This window comes from Streptomyces sp. MZ04, from assembly GCF_004684775.1.
Classification (GTDB): Bacteria; Actinomycetota; Actinomycetes; order Streptomycetales; family Streptomycetaceae; genus Streptomyces.
Genome location: NZ_SRIC01000035.1, coordinates 1 through 20,713 on the forward strand (window position 1 = coordinate 1; position 20,713 = coordinate 20,713).

General features: G+C 68.9%; 20 protein-coding genes. 11 read left to right on the top strand and 9 right to left on the bottom strand.

Going from position 1 to position 20,713, the window contains the following annotated elements; genetic code table 11:
• Window positions 1-96 precede the first annotated feature (96 nt).
• From E2651_RS10725 to E2651_RS10745, 5 genes are all read left to right on the top strand, one after another.
• Window positions 97-294: an Arc family DNA-binding protein gene (locus E2651_RS10725; protein ID WP_135330877.1), complete on the top strand. Its 198-nt coding sequence runs from the start codon at window positions 97-99 to the stop codon at window positions 292-294.
• Between the two features lie 3 nt (window positions 295-297).
• On the top strand, window positions 298-681 hold the full coding sequence (locus E2651_RS10730; RefSeq protein ID WP_135330834.1) for a type II toxin-antitoxin system death-on-curing family toxin: 384 nt from the start codon (window positions 298-300) through the stop codon (window positions 679-681).
• 111 nt (window positions 682-792) lie between these two features.
• Window positions 793-2,595, top strand: a complete 1,803-nt coding sequence (locus E2651_RS10735; protein ID WP_135330835.1) for a DEAD/DEAH box helicase — start codon at window positions 793-795, stop codon at window positions 2,593-2,595.
• 335 nt (window positions 2,596-2,930) lie between these two features.
• Complete coding sequence (locus tag E2651_RS10740) at window positions 2,931-3,572, top strand: helix-turn-helix domain-containing protein (protein WP_135330836.1); 642 nt, start codon at window positions 2,931-2,933, stop codon at window positions 3,570-3,572.
• A gap of 79 nt (window positions 3,573-3,651) precedes the next feature.
• Complete coding sequence (locus E2651_RS10745) at window positions 3,652-4,458, top strand: S16 family serine protease (protein WP_135330837.1); 807 nt, start codon at window positions 3,652-3,654, stop codon at window positions 4,456-4,458.
• A 148-nt stretch (window positions 4,459-4,606) separates the two neighbouring features.
• On the opposite strand, the gene E2651_RS10755 is transcribed toward E2651_RS10745, so the two are convergent.
• The 6 genes from E2651_RS10755 to E2651_RS10780 form a co-directional block, all read right to left on the bottom strand.
• A complete protein-coding gene (locus tag E2651_RS10755) occupies window positions 4,607-5,212 on the bottom strand; it encodes a helix-turn-helix domain-containing protein (RefSeq protein ID WP_135330839.1) in 606 nt (201 codons plus the stop codon).
• A gap of 104 nt (window positions 5,213-5,316) precedes the next feature.
• Window positions 5,317-6,285: a glycine betaine ABC transporter substrate-binding protein gene (locus tag E2651_RS10760; protein ID WP_135330840.1), complete on the bottom strand. Its 969-nt coding sequence runs from the start codon at window positions 6,283-6,285 to the stop codon at window positions 5,317-5,319.
• The gene (locus E2651_RS10765; protein ID WP_245238733.1) at window positions 6,282-7,070 is read right to left on the bottom strand and encodes an ABC transporter permease; all 789 of its coding nucleotides are present in this window, start codon (window positions 7,068-7,070) and stop codon (window positions 6,282-6,284) included. The genes E2651_RS10760 and E2651_RS10765 overlap by 4 nt, the downstream gene beginning before the upstream one ends.
• Window positions 7,071-7,192: 122 nt before the next feature.
• Entirely contained in the window at window positions 7,193-8,473 is a 1,281-nt protein-coding gene (locus tag E2651_RS10770; RefSeq protein WP_135330841.1) for a betaine/proline/choline family ABC transporter ATP-binding protein, read from the bottom strand.
• Window positions 8,466-9,113 carry an ABC transporter permease gene (locus tag E2651_RS10775; protein ID WP_135330879.1) on the bottom strand — a complete coding sequence of 216 codons (648 nt, stop codon included), beginning with the start codon at window positions 9,111-9,113 and terminating at the stop codon, window positions 8,466-8,468. Before E2651_RS10775 ends, E2651_RS10770 begins: the two co-directional genes overlap by 8 nt.
• Window positions 9,114-9,218: 105 nt before the next feature.
• Window positions 9,219-9,689, bottom strand: a complete 471-nt coding sequence (locus tag E2651_RS10780) for an Lrp/AsnC family transcriptional regulator (RefSeq protein WP_135330842.1) — start codon at window positions 9,687-9,689, stop codon at window positions 9,219-9,221.
• A gap of 133 nt (window positions 9,690-9,822) precedes the next feature.
• Here E2651_RS10780 and hppD point away from each other — a divergent pair, with 133 nt between their 5' ends.
• Window positions 9,823-10,992 carry a 4-hydroxyphenylpyruvate dioxygenase gene (hppD, locus tag E2651_RS10785; RefSeq protein ID WP_135330843.1) on the top strand — a complete coding sequence of 390 codons (1,170 nt, stop codon included), beginning with the start codon at window positions 9,823-9,825 and terminating at the stop codon, window positions 10,990-10,992.
• Here hppD and E2651_RS10790 read toward each other — a convergent pair.
• Window positions 10,937-12,403 (bottom strand): tetratricopeptide repeat protein, encoded by a 1,467-nt coding sequence (locus tag E2651_RS10790; RefSeq protein ID WP_135330844.1) that lies wholly within the window; start codon window positions 12,401-12,403, stop codon window positions 10,937-10,939. The genes hppD and E2651_RS10790 overlap by 56 nt on opposite strands.
• A gap of 108 nt (window positions 12,404-12,511) precedes the next feature.
• Between E2651_RS10790 and E2651_RS10795 the strand changes: the two genes are divergently transcribed.
• Window positions 12,512-13,891 carry an FAD-linked oxidase C-terminal domain-containing protein gene (locus E2651_RS10795; RefSeq protein ID WP_135330845.1) on the top strand — a complete coding sequence of 460 codons (1,380 nt, stop codon included), beginning with the start codon at window positions 12,512-12,514 and terminating at the stop codon, window positions 13,889-13,891.
• Window positions 13,892-13,925: 34 nt separating this feature from the next.
• Here E2651_RS10795 and E2651_RS10800 read toward each other — a convergent pair whose 3' ends face one another.
• Window positions 13,926-14,399, bottom strand: a complete 474-nt coding sequence (locus E2651_RS10800; RefSeq protein WP_135330846.1) for an SsgA family sporulation/cell division regulator — start codon at window positions 14,397-14,399, stop codon at window positions 13,926-13,928.
• A 264-nt stretch (window positions 14,400-14,663) separates the two neighbouring features.
• On the opposite strand from E2651_RS10800, the gene E2651_RS10805 reads away from it, so the two are divergent.
• Window positions 14,664-16,175 carry an RDD family protein gene (locus E2651_RS10805; protein ID WP_135330847.1) on the top strand — a complete coding sequence of 504 codons (1,512 nt, stop codon included), beginning with the start codon at window positions 14,664-14,666 and terminating at the stop codon, window positions 16,173-16,175.
• 153 nt (window positions 16,176-16,328) lie between these two features.
• Window positions 16,329-16,937, top strand: coding sequence for an RDD family protein (locus E2651_RS10810; protein WP_135330848.1), 609 nt, complete (start codon window positions 16,329-16,331; stop codon window positions 16,935-16,937).
• 63 nt (window positions 16,938-17,000) lie between these two features.
• Here E2651_RS10810 and E2651_RS10815 read toward each other — a convergent pair whose 3' ends face one another.
• Window positions 17,001-17,297 carry a hypothetical protein gene (locus tag E2651_RS10815; RefSeq protein ID WP_135330880.1) on the bottom strand — a complete coding sequence of 99 codons (297 nt, stop codon included), beginning with the start codon at window positions 17,295-17,297 and terminating at the stop codon, window positions 17,001-17,003.
• 523 nt (window positions 17,298-17,820) lie between these two features.
• Here E2651_RS10815 and E2651_RS10820 point away from each other — a divergent pair.
• Entirely contained in the window at window positions 17,821-20,235 is a 2,415-nt protein-coding gene (locus E2651_RS10820) for an immune inhibitor A domain-containing protein (protein ID WP_135330849.1), read from the top strand.
• Between the two features lie 147 nt (window positions 20,236-20,382).
• On the top strand, window positions 20,383-20,712 hold the full coding sequence (locus tag E2651_RS10825; protein ID WP_135330850.1) for a hypothetical protein: 330 nt from the start codon (window positions 20,383-20,385) through the stop codon (window positions 20,710-20,712).
• Window position 20,713 lies beyond the last annotated feature (1 nt).

The following is a 20,713-nucleotide window of genomic DNA, read 5'->3' on the forward strand; positions in this document are numbered from 1 at the left end:
GCGCTGGTGGGGGCTTGGGTGGGGACGCGGTTGAAGGAGCGGTCGACGTAAGTGGTACCACCATGACCCCATCGGTAGTACCATCGCGGTATGGCTATGAACCTTCGTATGCGCGACGATCAGCAAGAGGCCCTCAAGGCGCGTGCCGAGGAAGAGGGCCGCAGCATGCACGCCATAGTGCTTCAGGCGATCGACCGGTATCTGGAGCAGGAGGCGGACCGGGCGACGGTTCGCCGTCTGGGGGCGAAGTACGCGGCGGCCCACTCTGACCTGCTGAAGCGGCTGGGTGAGTAGCCGATGAAGTACCTCACGGTCCAGGAGGTCCTGGACCTGGCCGAAGTCGCCTGTGGGGAGCAGCAGATCGCAGTGCGCGATCTGGGGCTGCTCACCTCCGCCGTTCATCGCCCGCAGTCCCAGATGTACGGCGTCGAGGCGTATACGGACCTGTTCGAGAAAGCCGCGTCACTGCTTCAGTCGCTGGCCACCAACCGTCCACTGGTGGACGGCAACAAGCGTATGGCGTGGATGAGCACGGCCGTGTTTCTGGACTTCAACGGCACCGACATGGTCGGTGTGGACCAGGACGAGACGTACAAGCTCGTCATCGAAGTGGCCAGCGGTGTCCTGGAGGACGTGGAGCTGATCGCCCGGCGTCTGCGGGCACTGCACGAAGGCATGTGACACCTGTCGCACCCCGGGGCGGACCCGAGCGTCTGCCCCGGGGCGCGGTCATGTTGACCGGTAGGGTGGCCCGGTTGTCATACGTGCAGCCGAACTGCGAACCCGGAGACCGTGACTACCACCGCCGCCGCCGCCAACTCCTCCTCCCACCACCTCTCTCCCGCCTTCCCCGGCCGCGCCCCCTGGGGCACCGCCAACAAGCTGCGAGCCTGGCAGCAGGGTGCGATGGAGCGGTATCTGCAGGAGCAGCCGCGTGACTTCCTCGCCGTCGCGACGCCCGGCGCCGGCAAGACGACCTTCGCGCTGACGCTCGCGTCCTGGCTGCTTCACCACCATGTCGTGCAGCAGGTCACCGTGGTCGCGCCGACCGAGCACCTGAAGAAGCAGTGGGCGGAGGCCGCGGCCCGCATAGGGATCAAGCTGGACCCGGAGTACAGCGCGGGCCCGCTGAGCAAGGAGTACCACGGCGTCGCGATCACGTACGCGGGTGTGGGCGTGCGGCCCATGCTGCACCGCAACCGCGTCGAGCAGCGCAAGACCCTCGTCATCCTCGACGAGATCCACCACGCGGGGGACAGTAAATCCTGGGGTGAGGCTTGCCTGGAGGCGTTCGAGCCCGCGACGCGGCGCCTGGCGCTGACCGGTACGCCGTTCAGGTCCGACACCAACCCGATCCCCTTCGTCACGTACGAGGAAGGGAACGACGGCATCCGGCGGTCCTCCGCCGACTACACGTACGGATACGGCAGCGCGCTCGGCGACGGCGTCGTGCGGCCGGTCATCTTCCTCTCCTACTCCGGCAACATGCGGTGGCGGACCAAGGCCGGTGACGAGATCGCCGCCCGGCTCGGCGAGCCCATGACCAAGGACGCGATCTCGCAGGCTTGGCGGACGGCCCTCGACGCGCGCGGCGAGTGGATGCCGAACGTGCTCAAGGCAGCCGACCAGCGGCTCACCGAGGTCAGGAAGGCCATCCCGGACGCGGGCGGGCTCGTGATCGCCTCCGACCAGGACTCCGCGCGTTCCTACGCCAAGCTGATCCGCGAGATCACGGGGACGAAGGCGACGGTCGTCCTCTCCGACGACACCGGCGCCTCGAAGCGGATCGACGACTTCAGCGACGGGGACGACCGCTGGATGGTCGCGGTCCGGATGGTGTCGGAAGGCGTCGATGTGCCACGCCTGGCGGTGGGCGTGTATGCCACCACCATCTCCACCCCGCTCTTCTTCGCCCAGGCCGTGGGCCGCTTCGTACGCTCCCGTCGGCGCGGCGAGACGGCGTCCGTCTTCCTGCCCACCGTTCCTGACCTGCTCGGCTTCGCCAACGAGATGGAGGTCGAGCGCGACCACGTACTCGACAAGCCGAAGAAGGAAGGGGAAGAGGACCCCTACGCCGAGTCCGAGCAGGAGATGGACGAGGCGAACAAAGAGCAGGACGAGGACACGGGAGAGCAGGAGCAGTTCTCCTTCGAGGCGCTCGAGTCCGACGCCGTGTTCGACCGGGTGCTTTTCGACGGTGCCGAATTCGGCATGCAGGCCCACCCGGGGAGCGAGGAGGAGCAGGACTACCTCGGCATCCCCGGTCTCCTCGAACCCGACCAGGTGCAGATGCTGCTCCAGAAGCGGCAGGCCCGGCAGATAGCGCACAGCAAGAAGCGGCCGGACGAGGAGGCGGATCTTCTCGAACTCCCGGCCGAGCGGCGGCCGGTGGTCTCCCACAAGGAGCTGCTCGAACTGCGCAAGCAGCTCAACACGATGGTCGGCGCGTACGTCCATCAGAGCGGGAAGCCGCACGGCGTGATCCACACCGAGCTGCGCCGCACCTGCGGTGGCCCGCCGAGCGCGGAGGCGACGGCGGGGCAGCTGCGCCAGCGCATCGCGAAGGTCGGGGAGTGGGCCACGCGGATGCGCTGAGGTCTGCTCGCGGTCCCTTGCGCGGGCCTTTGCGCGGCCCGCCACGGAAGGGTGTGTTCCATGTGGAGAGGTGGTGCACACCACGCTGCGCGCGCCCCGCGTAATGGGGCAATGAGGGGCGCAGCTCCCGTCGCGGTGCCCGGATTCTGGACGGAGTCTTCCGCTGAGCGGGACGACCTCGCTACTGTCCCCGCAACATAACCGCCCCGTGGCAGCGCCGCCGCGGAGCGCAGCCGGAGTTCCGACCGGCGGCCTCTGACGCGCGTCGCCCACGGGACCGGCGACGCAACCGCCGCGTCAAAAGGCCGCCGACCCTCACCTAAGGAGTGGGCGTCGTGACCGCGGAGACATCCCAGACGCTCGACCGAGGACTGCGTGTCCTCAAACTGTTGGCCGATACCGATCATGGACTCACCGTCACCGAGCTGTCGAACAAGCTCGGTGTGAACCGCACCGTGGTGTACCGCCTGCTCGCCACGCTTGAGCAGCACGCCCTGGTCCGCAGGGACCTGGGCGGCCGCGCCAGGGTGGGCCTCGGGGTGCTCAGGCTCGGCCGCCAGGTGCATCCGCTGGTGCGGGAGGCCGCGCTGCCCGCGCTGCGCTCGCTCGCGGAGGACATAGGGGCCACCGCCCACCTGACGCTGGTGGACGGCACCGAGGCCCTCGCCGTAGCCGTGGTCGAGCCGACGTGGACGGATTACCACGTGGCCTACCGGACGGGCTTCCGGCACCCGCTGGACCGGGGCGCCGCGGGGCGGGCCATTCTCGCCGCCCGGCAGGGCTCCGGCACCGATCCCGGCTATGCGCTGACCCACGGCGAGCTGGAGGCCGGCGCCAGCGGGGCTGCCGCCCCCCTGGTCGGGGTGACCGGCATAGAGGGCAGCGTCGGTGTCGTCATGCTGGCGGACTCCGTGCCGGAGCGGGTGGGGCCGAGGGTGGTGGACGCGGCCAGGGAAGTGGCGGACGCCTTGAGGTGAGGCGAGTGTGTCCTGAGGTGAGGCGAGCGTGTCCTGAGGTGAGGCGAGCGCGCTGGACCGGTCACGTTAGATTGATCCCGTGTTCTCCCTCTCCAGCCTCTCGCGCCCCAAGGCCCTCGCCGTCTGCGCCCTCCCCGTGGCCGCCCTGCTCGCCGTCGCGGGCCTCGCGCCGCTGCCGTTCGCCGTGGCCCAGCCGGGGTCGACGGCGAACGTACTCGGGAAGAGCGACGGCAAGCGGGTCATCACGATCACCGGCGCCCCCACCCGGGAGCCGAAGGGGCAGCTGCGGATGACGACGATCGTGGCGACGGGCCCCGAGACGGACGTGAGCCTGAGCGACGTGGTGGACGGCTGGTTCCGTACGGACCGTTCCGTGATGCCCAAGGACTCGGTCTACCCCACGGGCGACGACGTCAAGGAAGTCGAGAAGCACAACCTCGGCGACATGAAGAAGTCGCAGGACACGGCCACGCGGGCCGCGCTGGCCTACCTCGACGAGAGCGGCGTGGACGGCACGGACAAGGTGAACGTCAAGGTCGACCTCGGCAAGATCGGCGGCCCCAGCGCGGGCCTCTTCCTCTCCCTCGGCATCATCGACCTCCTCGACGGCAACGGCAGCGGCGGCGACCTCACCGGCGGCCGCGCCATCGCGGGCACCGGCACGATCTCCGACGACGGCAAGGTCGGCCCGGTCGGCGGCGTCTCCATGAAGACGCAGGCGGCAAGGCGGGACGGGGCGACGGTCTTCCTGGTCCCGAAGGCCGAGTGCGGGGACGCGGAGGCGGAGAAGCCGAAGGGCCTTCAGCTGATTCCGGTCACGACGCTGACGGGCACGATTGACGCGCTGCGTTCCCTGGAAAAGGGCGAGAAGGTCCCGAGCTGCTGACGAGGCGGAGGCCCAACTCGACCATCGTCCAGCCGAGTTGAGTGCGCAGATGGATGCGCGGTTGTCGTGCGGGTGCCGCCTGCTGTAACTCCTTGGCGCGGTCGTGATGCAGCATCAGGTGTATGTCAGGGTGCATGACCTGCCCCTCTCAGTCGCTGTCGGCCATCGGCCGTGTCGGGAAGATGTGGGAGTGGACGCGCACCTTGGCCGCGTCCGGAGTGCCTTCTTCCGGCGCCAATGCGCGGTAACTCTCCATGAGGTCATGGACTTTGCGGCTCAGGTCGGAGGCGAGTGCGGGTGTCAGCTCCAAGGTGAAGTCGCTGGTGTCCGCGGCCTCGCCCCACTCCTGTGACCACTCGTGCCTCGTGGCGATCCAGGTGGATACCTCTTGCGCGCGCTGTGTCGCGTACTCGTGCAGGAGGGTGTTGAGGGCGCCGCGCACCTCCGGGTTCTGGTCGCGAAAGAGGTCCTCGCCGGTGTACGTGCCCTGGTGGACGGACCGCCACCACCGCTCCCGCCCCTTGCCTCGCTCCGGATCGTCCTCGACGAATCCGTACTCCCCGAGTTGCCTCAGGTGATAGCTGGTGGCGCCGCTCGACTCTCCCATCCTCTCGGCGAGTTGGGATGCGGTTGCCGGGCCGTCCAGTCGCAACGACCAGAGCAGCCGCATCCGCAGTGGATGCGCGAGCCCTCGCAGGGAGCGGGCGTTGAGATGGTGGATCTTCCGAGTTGGCGGGATCGGCTGTTCGGTCATGCCGTCAGCGTAAGCATGCAAAGACTCCGTTGCAACGTCTCCTTTGCAACGGAGTCTTTGTAACGGAGTCTTTGTAACTCACCGTCAATACCTGCCAGTTGTGGCTACTCCTTGACGAACCCCTCCTCGATCAGCCAGTCCTTCGCCACCTCATGTGGATCCTGGCCCTCCACGTCCACCTTCGAGTTCAGCTCCTGCGCCACCGTGTTGTTCAGCTTCCTCGTGATCGGGGCCAGGACCTCCGCCATCTCCGGATACTCCTTCAGCGCCTTGCTGTTGATCTCCGGGGCCGCGTTGTAGTTCGGGAAGAAGTGCTTGTCGTCCTCCATCGGCGTCAGGTTCATCGCCTTGATGCGGCCGTCGGTGGTGAAGACCTCGCCGAACGTGCACGTTCCCTTGGCGACCTGGGTGTAGATGATCCCGGTGTCCATCTTGGTGATGTTGGAGTTCGGGAGGCTCATCCCGTACGCCTTCTGCATGCCCGGCAGACCGTCCTCGCGCGAGGCGAACTCGCTCTCCACGCACAGCGTGACCGCCTTCGGGTCCGACTTGGCGAGGGCCGCCACGTCGGACAGGGTCTTCGTCTTGTACTTGGTTCTGTTTTTCTGGTTCATGGCCAGTGCATAGGTGTTGTTGAGCGTGGACGGCGCCAGCCAGGTGACGCCGTTCTTCAGGTCCGCGTCGTGCACCGCCTGCCACTGCTTCTGCGGGTCGTCGATCGGCTCGGAGTTGCCCTGGTACGTGATCCAGGCGGTGCCCGTGTACTCGTACATGGCGTCCGCGTCGCCGTTCTTGACGGCCTCGCGCGCGCCGATCGAGCCCTGGATGCCCGTCCGGTCGAGGACATCCGCGCCCGCCGCCTCGAAGGCGATGCCCATGATCGCGCCGAGGATCAGCTGCTCGGTGAACTCCTTGGAGGTGACGGTCAGATCGGCGCCCTTCAGAGGAAGCCCCTCGCCGATCGTGCCCGGCTTGACGTCGTCCACCATGGGGCTGCCGCTGGTGAGACCGCAGCTCACGAGCAGGGCCCCGCCCGACACGCCGACCGCCACCGTACGCAACGTGACCCTCATGACCCCGCCTCCAACCCGCGCGGACGCAGGACAAGTTCGGCCAGGGACGCCAGCCAGTCCACCAGGAGTGCCAGCGCGATCGTCAGGATCGAGCCGAGCATCAGCACCGGCATCCGCTGCGTGGTGATGCCGGTGGTGATCAGGTCGCCGAGACCGCCGCCACCGCCGAACGTGGCGAGTGTCGCCGTGCCGACGTTCAGGACGAGCGCGGTGCGCACACCCGCGAGGATCAGCGGTACGGCCAGCGGGAGTTCGACCTTGCCGAGGACCCCCCACGCCGACATGCCGATGCCGCGCGCGGCCTCCATCAAGGTCGGATCATTGGCGTTCAGGCCCGCGATCGTGTTGGACAGGACCGGCAGCACGGCGTAGATGATGATGCCGATCAGGGCCGCCTTCTCGCCGATGCCGATCCAGATCACGAGGAGGGCGAGGAGGCCGATCGCCGGGGTCGCCTGGCCGATGTTGGCGACGGCCATGGCGACGGGCGCCGCCTTCCGCAGCTTCTTGCGGGTCAGCGCGATGCCCAGCGGGATCGCGATGATGAGGACGAAGAAGGTGGAGATCGCCGTCAGTTGGATGTGCTGGCGGAGCCGCAGCCACACCACTCCCTCCGCCAGCGCGTTCTTGGAGATCGAGTCCAGTTCGGCCTGCTCGAACCACCACCAGGTGAGCAGCAGGACAAGCGCGAGGAACGCGGGCAGGAAGGTGAGCTTCTGCCAGCCGATCCGCCGCGCCCCGGACGTGTCCGCCGGTGGCGGCGGCTCCTGTTCGCCGTCGCCGATGTCGCGGAACGGGTGGCCCTTGACATCGTGCTCGCCCTCGGGCCGGTCGTCGTCGGCGCCGTTGCCGTTGCCGGGCGACGGCTTGTGCTCGGGGATCCGGGGAGTGCTCCCGGGGATGCCGCTCACGCCTTCGCCTCCCCTCCGTCGCCCTCCTGCTCGTGATGGGTCAACAGGGCGCGCTGCTCCTCCAGTTCATGCTGGTGCTCCACGGCGTCGAGCCGGTCGGCCTCCAGCATTTCGTGGACGGAGTTCATCAGCGTCTCCATGTCCACCACCCCGGTGTACTCGCCGCGCCGCCCGGTCACCGCGACCCGCCCCGCGTTGTCCGTGAGGACCGCTTCGAGCGCGTCGCGCAGCGTGGCGTCACGGGTGACGGTGTCGTGCACGAGGGTGCCCGCGCGAGCCAGGGAGCCCTTGGCGCGCATCAGGTCGCCGCGCCGCAGCCACTTGTAGGGGCGGCGGCGCTTGTCGAGCAGCAGCAGTTCGTTCGTGCCGCTGGCCCGCAGCTTGTCGAAGATGTCCTGGAGCGGATCGTCGACGGTCACCGTCGCGAAGTCCGCGATCTCCACATCGCGTACGCGGGTGAGGTTGAGCCGCTTCAGGGCCGCGCCCGCGCCCACGAAGCCCGACACGAAGTCGTCGGCGGGGTTGGTGAGGATGGCCTCCGGGGTGTCGAACTGCGCGATGTGCGAGCGCTCGCGCAGGACCGCGATGCGGTCGCCCAGCTTGATGGCCTCGTCGAAGTCGTGGGTGACGAAGACGATCGTCTTGTGCAGCTCGTGCTGGAGCCGGATCAGCTCGTCCTGGAGGTGGTCACGGGTGATCGGGTCGACGGCGCCGAAGGGCTCGTCCATGAGGAGAACCGGGGGATCCGCCGCCAACGCCCGCGCCACGCCCACGCGTTGCTGCTGACCGCCGGAGAGCTGGCGCGGATAGCGGTGGTGGAACTCGGCGGGATCGAGCCCGACCAGGTCGAGCATCTCCTCGATCCGGTCCTTGATCCGCGACTTCCCCCAGCCGATCATCTTCGGTACGAGCGCGATGTTCTGAGCCACCGTCATGTGCGGGAAGAGCCCGGACGACTGGATCGCGTAGCCGATCTTGCGGCGCAGTTTCACCGGATCCATGTCGGTGACGTCCTCGCCGCCGATGCGGATGCGGCCGCTGGTCGGCTCGATGAGCCGGTTGATCATCTTCAGCGTGGTCGACTTACCGCAGCCCGACGGGCCGACGAGGATGACGATCTCGCCCGCCTTGATCTCCATGCTGACGCTGTCCACGGCGGGGTCGCCGCTGCCCGGATAGTGCTTGGTGAGGTTCTCCAGCTCGATCGTCGCGCCGGTCGTGGCAGCCGTGCCTTCGGCCGTCGTCGTATCGGCGGAAGTCGCGGTGGTCTCAGACACGGATACCCCTCGGGATCGTCAGCCGGCCGATCAGGACGTACGCGGCATCGAAGAGCAGCGCCAGGATGACGATCCCGAGCGTGCCCGCGAGCACCTGGTTGAGCGCGTTCTTGCTGCCGAGCGAGCCGATGCCGCGGAAGATCTCGTTGCCGAGGCCGGGGCCCGACGCGTACGCGGCGATGGCGGCGATGCCCATCAGCATCTGCGTGGACACGCGGATGCCGGTGAGGATCGGCGGCCAGGCGATCGGCAGTTCCACCCGCACCAGGCGGGTCATCCGCGACATCCCGATGCCCTTCGCGGCATCGACCAGGGAGGGGTCGACGCCGCGCAGGCCGACGATGGAGTTGCGCACGATCGGAAGCAGCCCGTAGAGGGTCAGCGCGATGACGGTCGGCGCGACACCGAGCCCGACGATCGGGATCAGCAGACCGATCATGGCGAGCGACGGGACGGTCAGAATGGTGGAGGTGGCGGTCGTGGCCAGATTGCCCGCCCACTCGCTGCGGTACGTGATGACGCCGATCAGTACTCCGATGACGGTCGCCACGACCATGCACTGGAATACCGCGCTGGCGTGTTGGTACGCGTCCGCCAGCAACTGCTGGTGGCGGTTGACGAGGTAGTCCCAGAAGTCCACTGAACTGCTCACCTCACCCAGGCGCGGGTTCAGACGGCACCGGGAGGCTCCCGGCGCCCGCGTGCTGCGTACGACGCTCGCTGTTCGTATCCCTACCTACCCGCGTCAGGCATCACCTGACGCCTGTTCGACCAACGGGATGATCCGCAGCGGAACAGGGTTCTCCATGACGATCGCCGTGGAGGCCCGGACGATGCCATCAAAACCCACCACCCGGTCGATCACACGCTGGAGATCCGCGTTCGACCGGGCGACCAGACGGCAGAGCATGTCGCCGTGGCCGGTGATGGTGTGCAGCTCCAGCACCTCGGCGACGGTCGCCAAATGCGCCCGCACATCGGCCCCCTGACCTTGTTTGATCTCCAGCGTGGCGAAGGCCGTGACGGGGTAGCCGAGGGCCGCCGGGTCGACCTCCGGGCCGAAGCCCCGGATGACTCCGTTCGACTGAAGCCGGTCCATCCGGGCCTGTACGGTGCCGCGCGCGACGCCGAGCCGCCGGGACGCCTCCAGGACGCCGATACGGGGCTCGCGGGCGAGCAGCACGATGAGCCTGCCGTCCAGATGATCGATCGTCATGGTGGCCCTGTCTCCCCTGCGGCGGTGGTCATCATGTACAGATAGCCCCGCCATACTGACCCGCGACTGGCCAGATTGCCCAGCGAAAACGCGAACTATTGCGCACCTTGCGATACGGCGGGAGCCTGCGGATATGGCAGCTACCGCGAACACCCAGCCCACCTCGGCCACCTCTGGCACCCCCCACACCGCGCGCGAGGCAGATCCCTTCCCGGTCAAGGGAATGGACGCGGTCGTCTTCGCCGTGGGCAACGCCAAGCAGGCGGCCCACTACTACTCGACGGCCTTCGGCATGAAACTCGTGGCGTACTCCGGACCGGAGACGGGCAGCCGCGAGACCGCTTCGTACGTGCTCACCAACGGCGCCGCCCGCTTCGTCCTCACCTCCGTCATCAAGGCCTCGACGGACTGGGGCCAGTTCCTGGAGAGCCACGTCGCCGAGCACGGCGACGGCGTCGTCGACCTCGCCATCGAGGTGCCGGACGCGCGTGCGGCGTACGCGTACGCCGTCGAGCACGGGGCGCGCGGGATCACCGAGCCGTACGAGCTCAAGGACGAGAACGGCACGGTGGTGCTCGCCGCCATCGCGACGTACGGCAAGACCCGCCACACGCTGGTGGAGCGCGCCGGCTACGACGGCCCCTACCTGCCCGGCTTCTCGCCCGCCTCACCGATCGTCGAGCCGCCGGCCAAGCGGACCTTCCAGGCGATCGACCACTGCGTCGGCAACGTCGAGCTCGGCAAGATGAACGAGTGGGTCGCCTTCTACAACAAGGTCATGGGCTTCACGAACATGAAGGAGTTCGTGGGCGACGACATCGCGACGGAGTACAGCGCGCTGATGTCGAAGGTGGTGGCCGATGGGACGCTGAAGGTGAAGTTCCCCATCAACGAACCCGCCATCGCCAAGAAGAAGTCCCAGATCGACGAGTACCTGGAGTTCTACGGCGGCGCGGGCGTCCAGCACATCGCGCTCGCCACGAACGACATCGTGGAGTCCGTCCGCACGATGCGCGCGGCGGGCGTCAAGTTCCTGGACACCCCCGACTCCTACTACGACACCCTCGGCGACTGGGCCGGTGAGACCCGCGTCCCCGTCGAGACCCTGCGCGAGCTGAAGATCCTGGTCGACCGGGACGAGGACGGCTACCTGCTGCAGATCTTCACCAAGCCGGTCCAGGACCGCCCGACGGTCTTCTTCGAGATGATCGAACGCCACGGCTCGATGGGCTTCGGCAAGGGCAACTTCAAGGCCCTGTTCGAGGCGATCGAGCGGGAGCAGGAGAAGCGGGGGAATCTCTGACCGAGGGTTTCTGAGCGGCCGGGCCCGCCTGCTTCGGGGCCGGGGCGTACATCTGCTCCGGGCCCCCCTCCGGGGGGTCGCCCAGGGACTCCAGGGCCGAGTGGGCCGCCGGGGCGAGCAGCGGGGAGAAGTACGGGTTGATGCGGAGGGCCTCGCCGATGTGGCGGCGGGCCGCTCCGTACTTGCCCAACTCCCGCTCGATCTCGCCCCGGTGGTAGGCGAAGGGGGCGCTGCGCGGGCCCTTGTCCGTCGCCTTCGTGGCGTACTTGAGGGCCTGTTCGTCGTCGCCGGCGCGGTGCAGCGCCCAGCCCAGCGCATCCGCCGCCTCCGGGCTCGCATGCCGCTTGAACTCCGCCCGAAGGCGCCGCACCGCCTCGTCCGCGTCGCCGTGGTCCGCCTCGAACAGGCCCAGGATCCGTTCGTCGTTGACGCCGTCGACCTCCTCCTGTTCCACCCGGGCCCGCAGCACGTCGTACTGGGCGCGGGCCGCCGGCGTCAGGTGGAGCGACTCGTACAACTCGCCAAGCGCCAGGGCGTATTCAGGTGCGGGCTGACGGGTCAGCGCGCTCCGGTACGCGTTCAGGGCCTCCGGCGTACGGCCCAGGGCGGCGAGCGCGCGGCCCTTTCCCGCGAGGGACGGGTGGTGGTCCGGGTCCGCCGCGAGGGCCGCCTCGTAGTAGCGCAGGGCCTCCGCCGGCTCTCCTCGCTCCCACGCCAGCTCGCCCACCCGGTGCAGGCACAAGGCCTTCTCCGCGGGCCCTTCCGCCAGCGCAGCCGCGTCCGTCAGCGTCGCCGCCGCGTCCTCGCGCCAGCCGCGGTCCCGGTAGACCTGCCCGGCCCGCGCCATCACCGGGCTGCCCGAGCGCAGCTCCTGCAGGGCGTCAAGGGCCTTGCCCACCGCCTTCGCGTTGCCCAGGCCGCTGTACGCGTCGATGAGCACCGCATACGTCGACCACCGCTTCGGCGACTCCTTGACCGCGCTCTCGCCCCACTTCCGCGCCCCACGGAAGTCGTGCCGCGCGTTCGCCAGCGCCGCGAGCCCCGTCAGCGCCTCCACGTTCCCGGCGGGCCGCGCCTTCAGCGACGTATGCAACGCCTGCTCGGCCTTGGGGTAGTACGCGGTGTCCGCGGTCCGCCGGCCCCGATCGACGTAGGCGGCCCCGAGCACCGCCCACGAGTGGTCGTCGGCCGGATGCGCCCGCAGATGCGCCTCGCGCTCCCCGATCAGCACCGCGAGGTCGGGCAGCGAGGCCGGAACCCCCGCACCCGCCGCCGCCATCGCCCGCCCGGCGGGCCCCAGCGCGGGCGGCGCCGCCTTCCCGCCCGATCCGGGCAGCACCACGAGTACGCCGCCGAGCACCACGCACCCGGCGACGGAGGCGATCAGTACGCGCTTCACCGAAGGCTTCATGACGCACACTGTGCGTCACGGTCCGTCTATACGAAGAGCACATCCCGGCGTGTGGACGGGCGTCGCCCACGGGTTCACACCGATGGCCCCGGGTGCGAGGCTGTGATCATGAGCCGCACACTCATCGAACTCCTCTGTGTCGGTCGCGAGGCCCTCCCCGCCGACGCCGTCCTCACGGACCCGGACATCACGTCCTCGTACGCGAACGACATGGCGAGCTTCTGCGACGCGGGCACCCCGGCCGTCGTCGTCCTGCCGCGCACCGTCGAGCAGGTCCAGCACGTCATGCGCACGGCAACCGAGCTGCGCGTCCCGGTGGTCCCACAGGGCGCCCGCACGGGCCTGTCCGGCGGCGCGAACGCCAGCGACGGCTGCATCGTGCTGTCCCTGGTCAAGATGGACCGCATCCTGGAGATCAACCCCGTCGACCGCGTCGCGGTCGTCGAACCCGGCGTCGTCAACGCCGCCCTCTCCCGCGCCGTGAACGAACACGGGCTCTACTACCCGCCGGATCCCTCGAGTTGGGAGACCTGCACCATCGGCGGGAACATCGGCACGGCCTCGGGCGGCCTGTGCTGTGTGAAGTACGGGGTGACGGCGGAGTACGTGCTCGGCCTCGACGTCGTCCTCGCCGACGGACGGCTCATGAGCACCGGTCGGCGTACGGCCAAGGGCGTCGCGGGCTACGACCTCACGCGCCTCTTCGTCGGCTCCGAGGGCAGCCTCGGCATCGTCGTCCGCGCGACCCTCGCCCTGAAGCCGCAGCCGCCCCAACAGCTCGTCCTGGCCGCCGAGTTCGGCTCGGCCGAGGCCGCCTGCGACGCCGTATGCAAGATCATGGAAGGAGGGCACGTCCCCTCGCTCCTGGAGCTGATGGACCGTACGACCATCAGGGCCGTGAACGCGCTGGCCGACATGGGCCTCCCCGAGACCACCGAGGCGCTGCTCCTCGCCGCCTTCGACACTCCGGACCCGGCGTCCGACCTCGCCGCCGTCGGCGCGCTGTGCGAGGCGGCGGGCGCCACCCAGGTGGTCCCCGCCGACGACGCCGCCGAGTCCGAACTGCTGCTGCAGGCGCGGCGGTTGTCACTCACCGCGCTGGAGGCCGTCAAGGGCACGACGATGATCGACGATGTGTGCGTACCGCGCTCCAGGCTCGCGGACATGCTCGCCGGCGTCGACCGCATCGCCGATAAGTACAGCCTCACGATCGGGGTCTGCGCGCACGCGGGCGACGGCAACACCCACCCCACCGTCTGCTTCGACGCGGCAGACCTCGACGAGGGCCGCCGCGCCCGCGAGTCCTTCGACGAGATCATGGCCCTCGGTCTGGAACTCGGCGGCACGATCACCGGCGAGCACGGCGTGGGCGTCCTGAAGAAGGAGTGGCTGGCACGCGAGATCGGCCCGGTGGGCGTGGAGATGCAGCGCGCCATCAAGACGGCGTTCGACCCGCTCTCCCTTCTCAATCCGGGCAAGCTCTTCTGATCCGCCTCCGCTGTCGCCCCCGTGGCTGCGGAGCTCACTCACCGTCCTTGGACTCGTCGCTCGGCCACGGGTCGCGCAGCCAGAGATCGTCGGCCGGGGTCGGCGTGAGCAGCTCGGCGAGGCCGTCGTCGATGCCGAGCCGCTCAGCCTCAGAGCCCGGAGGGACCACCCGCAGCGTGCGCTCGAGCCAGGCGGAGACGGCCGGCGCGGGCGCCTCGAGGAGCGCGTCACCGTCGGGTGAACTCAGCGCCATCAGGACGACGCTGCGCCCCTCGACCTTGGTCGGCCAGACCCGGACGTCGCCGTGGCCGCAGGGCCTGAACACCCCCTCGACAAGCAGCTCGCGGGCGAACGTCCAGTTCACCGGGTGCTCGGAGCCGATGTGGAAGGCGATGTGGACGGCGTAGGGATCGTCGGTGCGGTAGGTGAGGCGGGCCGGGACGGGAATGGCGCGTTCCGGAGAGAGGACGAGTTTGAGCTCAAGCTCGCGTTCCACCACGGTGTGCATGTCGGTGCGTTCCTTCCTTGTTCGGGGCCCTGGGAGCGGACCCGTGCAAGGAGAGAGCGCGAGGCGGCCGGAGCATTACGCGACTTCCGGAAAGTTTTTTCGCGGAGGTTCTCGGAGGTTCTCGGAGGTTCTCGGAGGGGGTCGGGGAACCGCTGAACTGTGCCCCGATGGGGGCCGGAAGGGCGGGACCCGCACAGGCGGAGGCGGAGGTCTGATAGATGTGGAGCCTCAAAAAGACCCCCGAGCAGATACGGGACGACGGACATGAGCGCCCCAACTCCGGCCCCAGGCGACGACAGGCCCCGCGAAGGCTACTACCCCGATCCGTCCATTCCCGGATATGTCCGGTACTGGAACGGCGCGGCCTGGGTGCCCGGTACGAGCCGTCCCGCCCCGTCCGACGGCGAAACGCTGCCCGCGCCGCCCGGCGCGGGTGCGGCAGCGGCGACTCCGGCGGCTCCCGCGGCTCCCGCTGCGGAGGAGACCGGTCCGGTCTTCTTCGACGAGGAGCCGATGCCGGAGGCTCCCGAGGGTGCCGCCTCTGCCGCCTCTGCCGCCTCTGCCGCCGACGCGCAGCACGGGGCGAGGCCCGAGCCCGCTTCGGCGTGGCAGGCGGACGCGGGCCGGCAGACCGGTCTCGGCGGTGAGCAGGACCGGCGGGTGTCGTGGGGTGGGGCAGGGCAGGGCGATCCGAGGGACCCGCGGGTGCCGAGCGAACGCCCGCAGCAGCAGCCGGAGCCTTCTTCCCCGTCCCCGTCCCCGTCTCCGTCTCCCTCTCCGGGAGAGGAGGGTCCTGGCACGGTGCAGATCCGTGCGATCAAGCCGGGTACGTCGGGTGCATCGGGTACGTCGGATACGTCGGGCACATCGGGTACGCCTGCCAAGCAGCCGCCTCCTGCGACCGACGGCACCGTCACGTTCCGCAGGCCCAGTGGGCCGGTGCGGCCCACTCCGGCGAACGAGCAGCCGTCGGCCGGTACCGAAGGCACCATGGCGATCAGGGCCCTGCGCCCGAAGTCCTCACCGCCGCAGGCCGCTGTTCCTCCGCAGGCCGCTCCCGCTCCCGCTCCCGCGCCGACGCCCGCGCCCGCGCAGCCTTCCGTTCCGCAGCAGGGCGGTGCGCACGGCGGCAGGCCGTCGCCGGTGACCTCGGGGCCCGGTGGCGGCTCGCCCTCGTGGGCCCAGCAGGTCCACCAGCTCGCCGAGTCCGACGGTCAGGCGCAGCAGCAGCCGGTGGTGCCGTGGAAGCCGGTCGCCAACGATCCGTTCCTCGCGGCGGCGCAGGCCCAGGCGGCGGCGCGGCCCGCGGGGATGGGCAAGCGGTTCGTGGCGCGGCTCATCGACACGGTGGTGCTCGCCGCGGTCACCGGTGCGGCCGCGCTGCCGCTGGGTACGAAGGCCGCCGATCACGTCGACAGCAAGATCGACGCGGCGAAGATGTCCGGCGAGAAGGTCACGGTGTGGCTCCTGGACGGCACCACGGCGGGGTACCTGGGCATGGTCCTGGCGGTCCTGCTCGTCTTCGGCGTCCTCTACGAAGCGGTGCCGACCGCCAAGTGGGGTCGCACGCTGGGGAAGAAGCTGCTGGGGCTCGAGGTGCGGGACATGGGCGAGCACGAGGCGCCGTCGTTCGGGGCGGCGTTGAAGCGGTGGCTGGTGTATGCGGTGCCGGGGGTCCTGGTGATCGGGCTCGTGGGCATCCTGTGGGGCCTCTTCGACCGCCCGTGGCGCCAGTGCTGGCACGACAAGGCAGCGGGCACGTTCGTGGCGGGCTAGCGTTTCCCACCGGCTCCGCCGAGTTCGTCCTCAAACGCCGGACGGGCTGAATGGTCTGCGGCCGGGCTGGAAGACCTACGGGTGGGCGGGGTTCTTAACCCGTACAGCCGCTCGCCGCGTGCGGACGTACCCCCTTCGCGGTCGACTCGCCCCATGAGTACCGAACCGCCGCCGTACCCGCCGCCCCCCGACGACGACGACAACGACAACGACCCCTTCAAGAAGCAGCCCCCGCCGAGCCCACCGCCGTACGGCGGCGACGGCGGTGATCCCTACGGCGGTGGCGGATACGGCGCGCAGGATCCCCTCGCCGGGATGCCGCCCCTGGCCGACAGCGGGAAACGTGTCCTCGCCCGCATCATCGACATGATCCTCGTCGGCGTGGTCGTCTGGTTGCTCTCCTGGCTCTTCCGTACGAACGAGTTCGATGTCGACCCGGACAAGGTCGAGTTCGGCAAGAGTTTCGGGCAGTCGCTGCTGGCCGCCGTGCTCTACATCGCGTACGACAGCTTCCTGATCGCCAAGACGGGCCAGACCCTCGGCAAGAAGTGGCTGGGGATGCGGGTCGCGAACCTCAACGACGGGGCGACGCCCACCCTGCAGACCGCGCTCGCCCGCGCGGCCGTCCTCTGGATCCCGTTCGCGTTCTGCTGCGCCTGCATCTGGACGGCCATCTGCGGCGGCTGGAGCTTCTTCGACAAGCCCTACAAGCAGGGCCTGCACGACAAGGCGGCCAAGACGGTGGTGGTCAGCACCACCTGAGGGCGGTCACCGGTCACCACTACCGCGGCGGTAGCGGAAAGGTATGCGGCGGGCTCGTGGTCCTCACGGGCCCGCCGGTTCGCGTACGGACTCGGCAAGCACGGGCGCGGCGGCGGCACGCCGCACCGGCACGCGCTCCTCGGCGGCGCGTACGACGGAAGCGACGCGTGCGGCGGCAGGAGCGGCGGGTTTCGGCTGGGGAACGGTCATGGCGACCAGTAACCCGAGGCCGAGCGCGGCGGCGGCTATGACCGCCACCCCGATCCCCGAACTCGTCTGGGAGAGCAGCAGCATGGCGAGCGTCGAGAAGACGACGGTCACTGTGCCGTACGTGAGCTGCGCGGGGGTCGGACGAGGCAGCGGCATGGGACGAGGCATGGCGTAATCCGTCCTCGGAAACAGCGGATGCGGAGGGGGTGTCGAACCGTATGAGTTGTGCTGTATAACCGTGGATCCGTAGTGCTGTACACGAATCAAAGGGTGCCCGGCGATGGCGACTTGAGAAGTGCCGTCGCACGCTGTAGCGCACCGTCGATTGACTCTATTCCGCTGCATGCCCGACGGGAACGGGCGGTAAGCGTGACCTAACCCACGGTGCGGCAGCACAGGGGGCGCACGGGTTCATGGCGTCCACCAAGTGGACGGTGGGACGCGCCCGTTGACCGTTTCGCAGGGCGCCCCCGCGCGTTCCGGCAGCCGCCCGCGCGCGTCCGGATAGCGGATGTCCGGGACTGCATAGTGCACTTGGCCTGTTCAAGTCAAGGTCTGTCTTTTCTCCCGCATCTCCGGTCGAATGTCGTCACTTGTGACGCGTATCGCGCGCGGACCTCCTCCGACCGGGACTCGTCCGCCCCCGCGCGGACGCGGGGGAGGACAGCATCAAGTGACAGTCAGCAGACGGACGTTCAGAGCCACCGCGGCTGCCGTGGCGATGGCCGCGGCCGCCGCCACGTTCTCGGCAGCCACCGCATCGGCCGAGGACAGCGGGCCCACCGGGGCTCCCGCCATCGACCGGCAGGACCCGAGCAGGGCCAAGGCCCAGGTCGACCACGACCTCGACGGGCCGTTCAGCAAGGAGCAGGCCCAGCAGCGCCAGTCGGCCCTTGAGCAGGTCGTCGCGGGCGACGCCAAGATCCAGAAGCGCGACGGTTCGCAGGTCGTGAAGCTCGACGACAAGAAGTACGTCGAGCTCGGCCGGCAGCAGACCGACAAGATCTTCACGATCCTGGTGGAGTTCGGGGACAAGGTGGACGACACCACCATGTACGACCCCGACGGTCCGGACGGGCCCGAGAAGCCGGTCAAGAAGTACGGCGGCAAGCCAGGACCGGCGCACAACAAAATAGCCGAGCCGGACCGTGCGAAGGACAACAGCACGGCCTGGCAGAAGGACTACAACCAGAAGCACTTCCAGGACCTCTACTTCGGTGAGGGCAAGGACGCCGACGGCAAGGCCAAGCACTCGCTGAAGACCTACTACGAGAAGACCTCCTCCGGCCGTTACTCGGTCAACGGTGAGGTCTCCGACTGGGTCAAGGTCGACTACAACGAGGCGCGCTACGGCTCCAATTACTGCGGCGACACCAACTGCGCCAACGTCTGGGACGCGGTGAAGGACGGCGTCACCGCCTGGACCGCCGACCAGAAGGCCCAGGGCCGCACGGACGCGCAGATCAAGGCGGACCTCGCCAAGTACGACCTGTGGGACCGCTACGACTTCGACGGCGACGGCAACTTCAACGAGCCGGACGGCTACATCGACCACTTCCAGCTCGTGCACGCGGGCGAGGACGAGTCGGCCGGCGGCGGCGCCGAGGGCGAGAACGCCCTCTGGGCGCACCGCTGGTACGCGTACGGCAACGACGCGGGCAAGACCGGTCCCGGCGAGAACAAGGCGGGCGGCACGCAGATCGGCGACTCGGGCATCTGGGTCGGCGACTACACGATGCAGCCGGAGAACGGCGGCCTCGGCGTCTTCGCCCACGAGTACGGCCACGACCTCGGTCTGCCCGACCTGTACGACACCACGGGCAAGGCCGAGAACTCGGTCGGCTTCTGGTCGCTGATGTCGGCCGGTTCCTGGCTCGGCACCGGCAAGGACGCCATCGGTGACCTGCCGGGCGACATGACCGCCTGGGACAAGTTCCAGCTGGGCTGGCTCGACTACGGCAAGGCGAAGGCGGCGACCAAGTCGACGCACAAGCTGGGTGTTTCGGAGTACAACACCAAGAACAAGCAGGCGCTCGTCGTCGAGCTGCCGAAGAAGGCCGTCACCACCACGGTGGTCAAGCCGACCGAGGGCTCCAAGCAGTGGTGGAGCGACCAGGGCGACGACCTCAAGAACACCCTGACGCGGTCGGTCGACCTGACCGGCAAGTCCAAGGCCGAGCTGTCCCTTGACGGTTGGTGGGACATCGAGGCCAACTACGACTACCTCTACACCGAGGTGTCGACGGACGGCGGCGCCAACTGGACGCCCGTGGACGGCACCGCGGACGGCAAGGCCATCCCGCGCGACGCCGGTGACAAGCCCGCGTTGACCGGTGTCTCGGGTGCGTACAAGAAGCTCGCCTTCCCGCTCGACGCGTACGCCGGCAAGAAGATCGACCTCCGTTTCCGGTACGCGACGGACGGCGGCACGGCCGGCAAGGGCTTCGCGGCCGACAAGCTCGCCGTGACGGCGGACGGCGCGAAGGTCTTCGAGGACGGTGCCGAGGGCGACGACAACGGCTGGACGTCCAAGGGCTTTTCGCGCATCGGCGAGTCCTTCACCAAGGACTACGACCAGTACTACCTCGCGGAGAACCGCCAGTACGTGTCGTACGACAAGACCCTGAAGGTCGGCCCGTACAACTTCGGCTTCTCCAAGTCCCGTCCGGACTGGGTCGAGCACTACGCGTACCAGACCGGCCTGATGGTCTGGCAGTGGGACACCTCGCAGAAGGACAACAACGTCAGCAAGCACCCCGGCCAGGGCCTGATCCTGCCGGTGGACGCGCACGCCAAGCCGCTGCAGTGGGCGGACGGCACGTTGCTGCGGAACAAGATCCAGCCGTTCGACGCGCCGTTCAGCACGTACGCGACGGACGCGTTCACGCTCCACAACGCGGACGTGGCGCTGAAGATCAAGTCTCAGAAGGGCGTCCCGGTCTTCGACGACCACAAGGGCACCTACTGGTTCAAGGAGAACCCCACGGGAAGCGTGAAGGTCACTGACACCAACACGAAGATCAAGATCGTCAAGGAGCCGAAGGATGGCTCGTCGATCACGGTCCAGGTGGCTCCCTCGGTGAAGTAGTTCGCATTTCCGCAGGTCAAAGCGTGATCGGCCGTCGCCCTCTAGCGGGCGGCGGCCGATCGTGTTTAGGTGCGTCCAGAGGATTTCTTATTGACGCGGGGTCCGGCCAGGGACCTCGTGCGATGTCTTACGGGGGTGTGACCAGCCATGTCCGCAGGAGGTTTCAGCCGGCTGCCGAACGGCACCGTGGTGGTGGCCCTGACGCTGCCGAGCCCGTCGGTGTGCGGGGGGAATGTCCGGATGATCGTCCACGCGGTGAACCGGGCGAGGGCGCTGACGCGCCTGCGCAATCTGGGCCTGCGGGCGGTCTATCTGCGGGGCAACGCGGAACCTCCGACCCCGGACGAGATCACGGCCGTCCTGCACCACCCCGACGGCCTCATATGGCGCACGGCACCGGACGCTGCGGCTGAGCTTTGGCATCCGATTCGCGCCCTGAAGCGTCAGAGGCCGGGGGCGCGGCCGTCCGGGGTGTGAG

Bases quoted from the DNA above. Each gene is read 5' to 3' on its own strand.
- hppD (WP_135330843.1), top strand. From the start codon at position 9,823: ATGGCAGCTACCGCGAACACCCAGCCCACCTCGGCCACCTCTGGCACC.
- E2651_RS10730 (WP_135330834.1), top strand. From the start codon at position 298: ATGAAGTACCTCACGGTCCAGGAGGTCCTGGACCTGGCCGAAGTCGCC.
- E2651_RS10790 (WP_135330844.1), bottom strand. From the start codon at position 12,403: ATGAAGCCTTCGGTGAAGCGCGTACTGATCGCCTCCGTCGCCGGGTGC.
- E2651_RS10810 (WP_135330848.1), top strand. From the start codon at position 16,329: ATGAGTACCGAACCGCCGCCGTACCCGCCGCCCCCCGACGACGACGAC.
- E2651_RS10755 (WP_135330839.1), bottom strand. From the start codon at position 5,212: ATGACCGAACAGCCGATCCCGCCAACTCGGAAGATCCACCATCTCAAC.
- E2651_RS10725 (WP_135330877.1), top strand. From the start codon at position 97: ATGAACCTTCGTATGCGCGACGATCAGCAAGAGGCCCTCAAGGCGCGT.
- E2651_RS10780 (WP_135330842.1), bottom strand. From the start codon at position 9,689: ATGACGATCGATCATCTGGACGGCAGGCTCATCGTGCTGCTCGCCCGC.
- E2651_RS10795 (WP_135330845.1), top strand. From the start codon at position 12,512: ATGAGCCGCACACTCATCGAACTCCTCTGTGTCGGTCGCGAGGCCCTC.
- E2651_RS10805 (WP_135330847.1), top strand. From the start codon at position 14,664: ATGAGCGCCCCAACTCCGGCCCCAGGCGACGACAGGCCCCGCGAAGGC.
- E2651_RS10825 (WP_135330850.1), top strand. From the start codon at position 20,383: ATGTCCGCAGGAGGTTTCAGCCGGCTGCCGAACGGCACCGTGGTGGTG.
- E2651_RS10760 (WP_135330840.1), bottom strand. From the start codon at position 6,285: ATGAGGGTCACGTTGCGTACGGTGGCGGTCGGCGTGTCGGGCGGGGCC.
- E2651_RS10800 (WP_135330846.1), bottom strand. From the start codon at position 14,399: ATGCACACCGTGGTGGAACGCGAGCTTGAGCTCAAACTCGTCCTCTCT.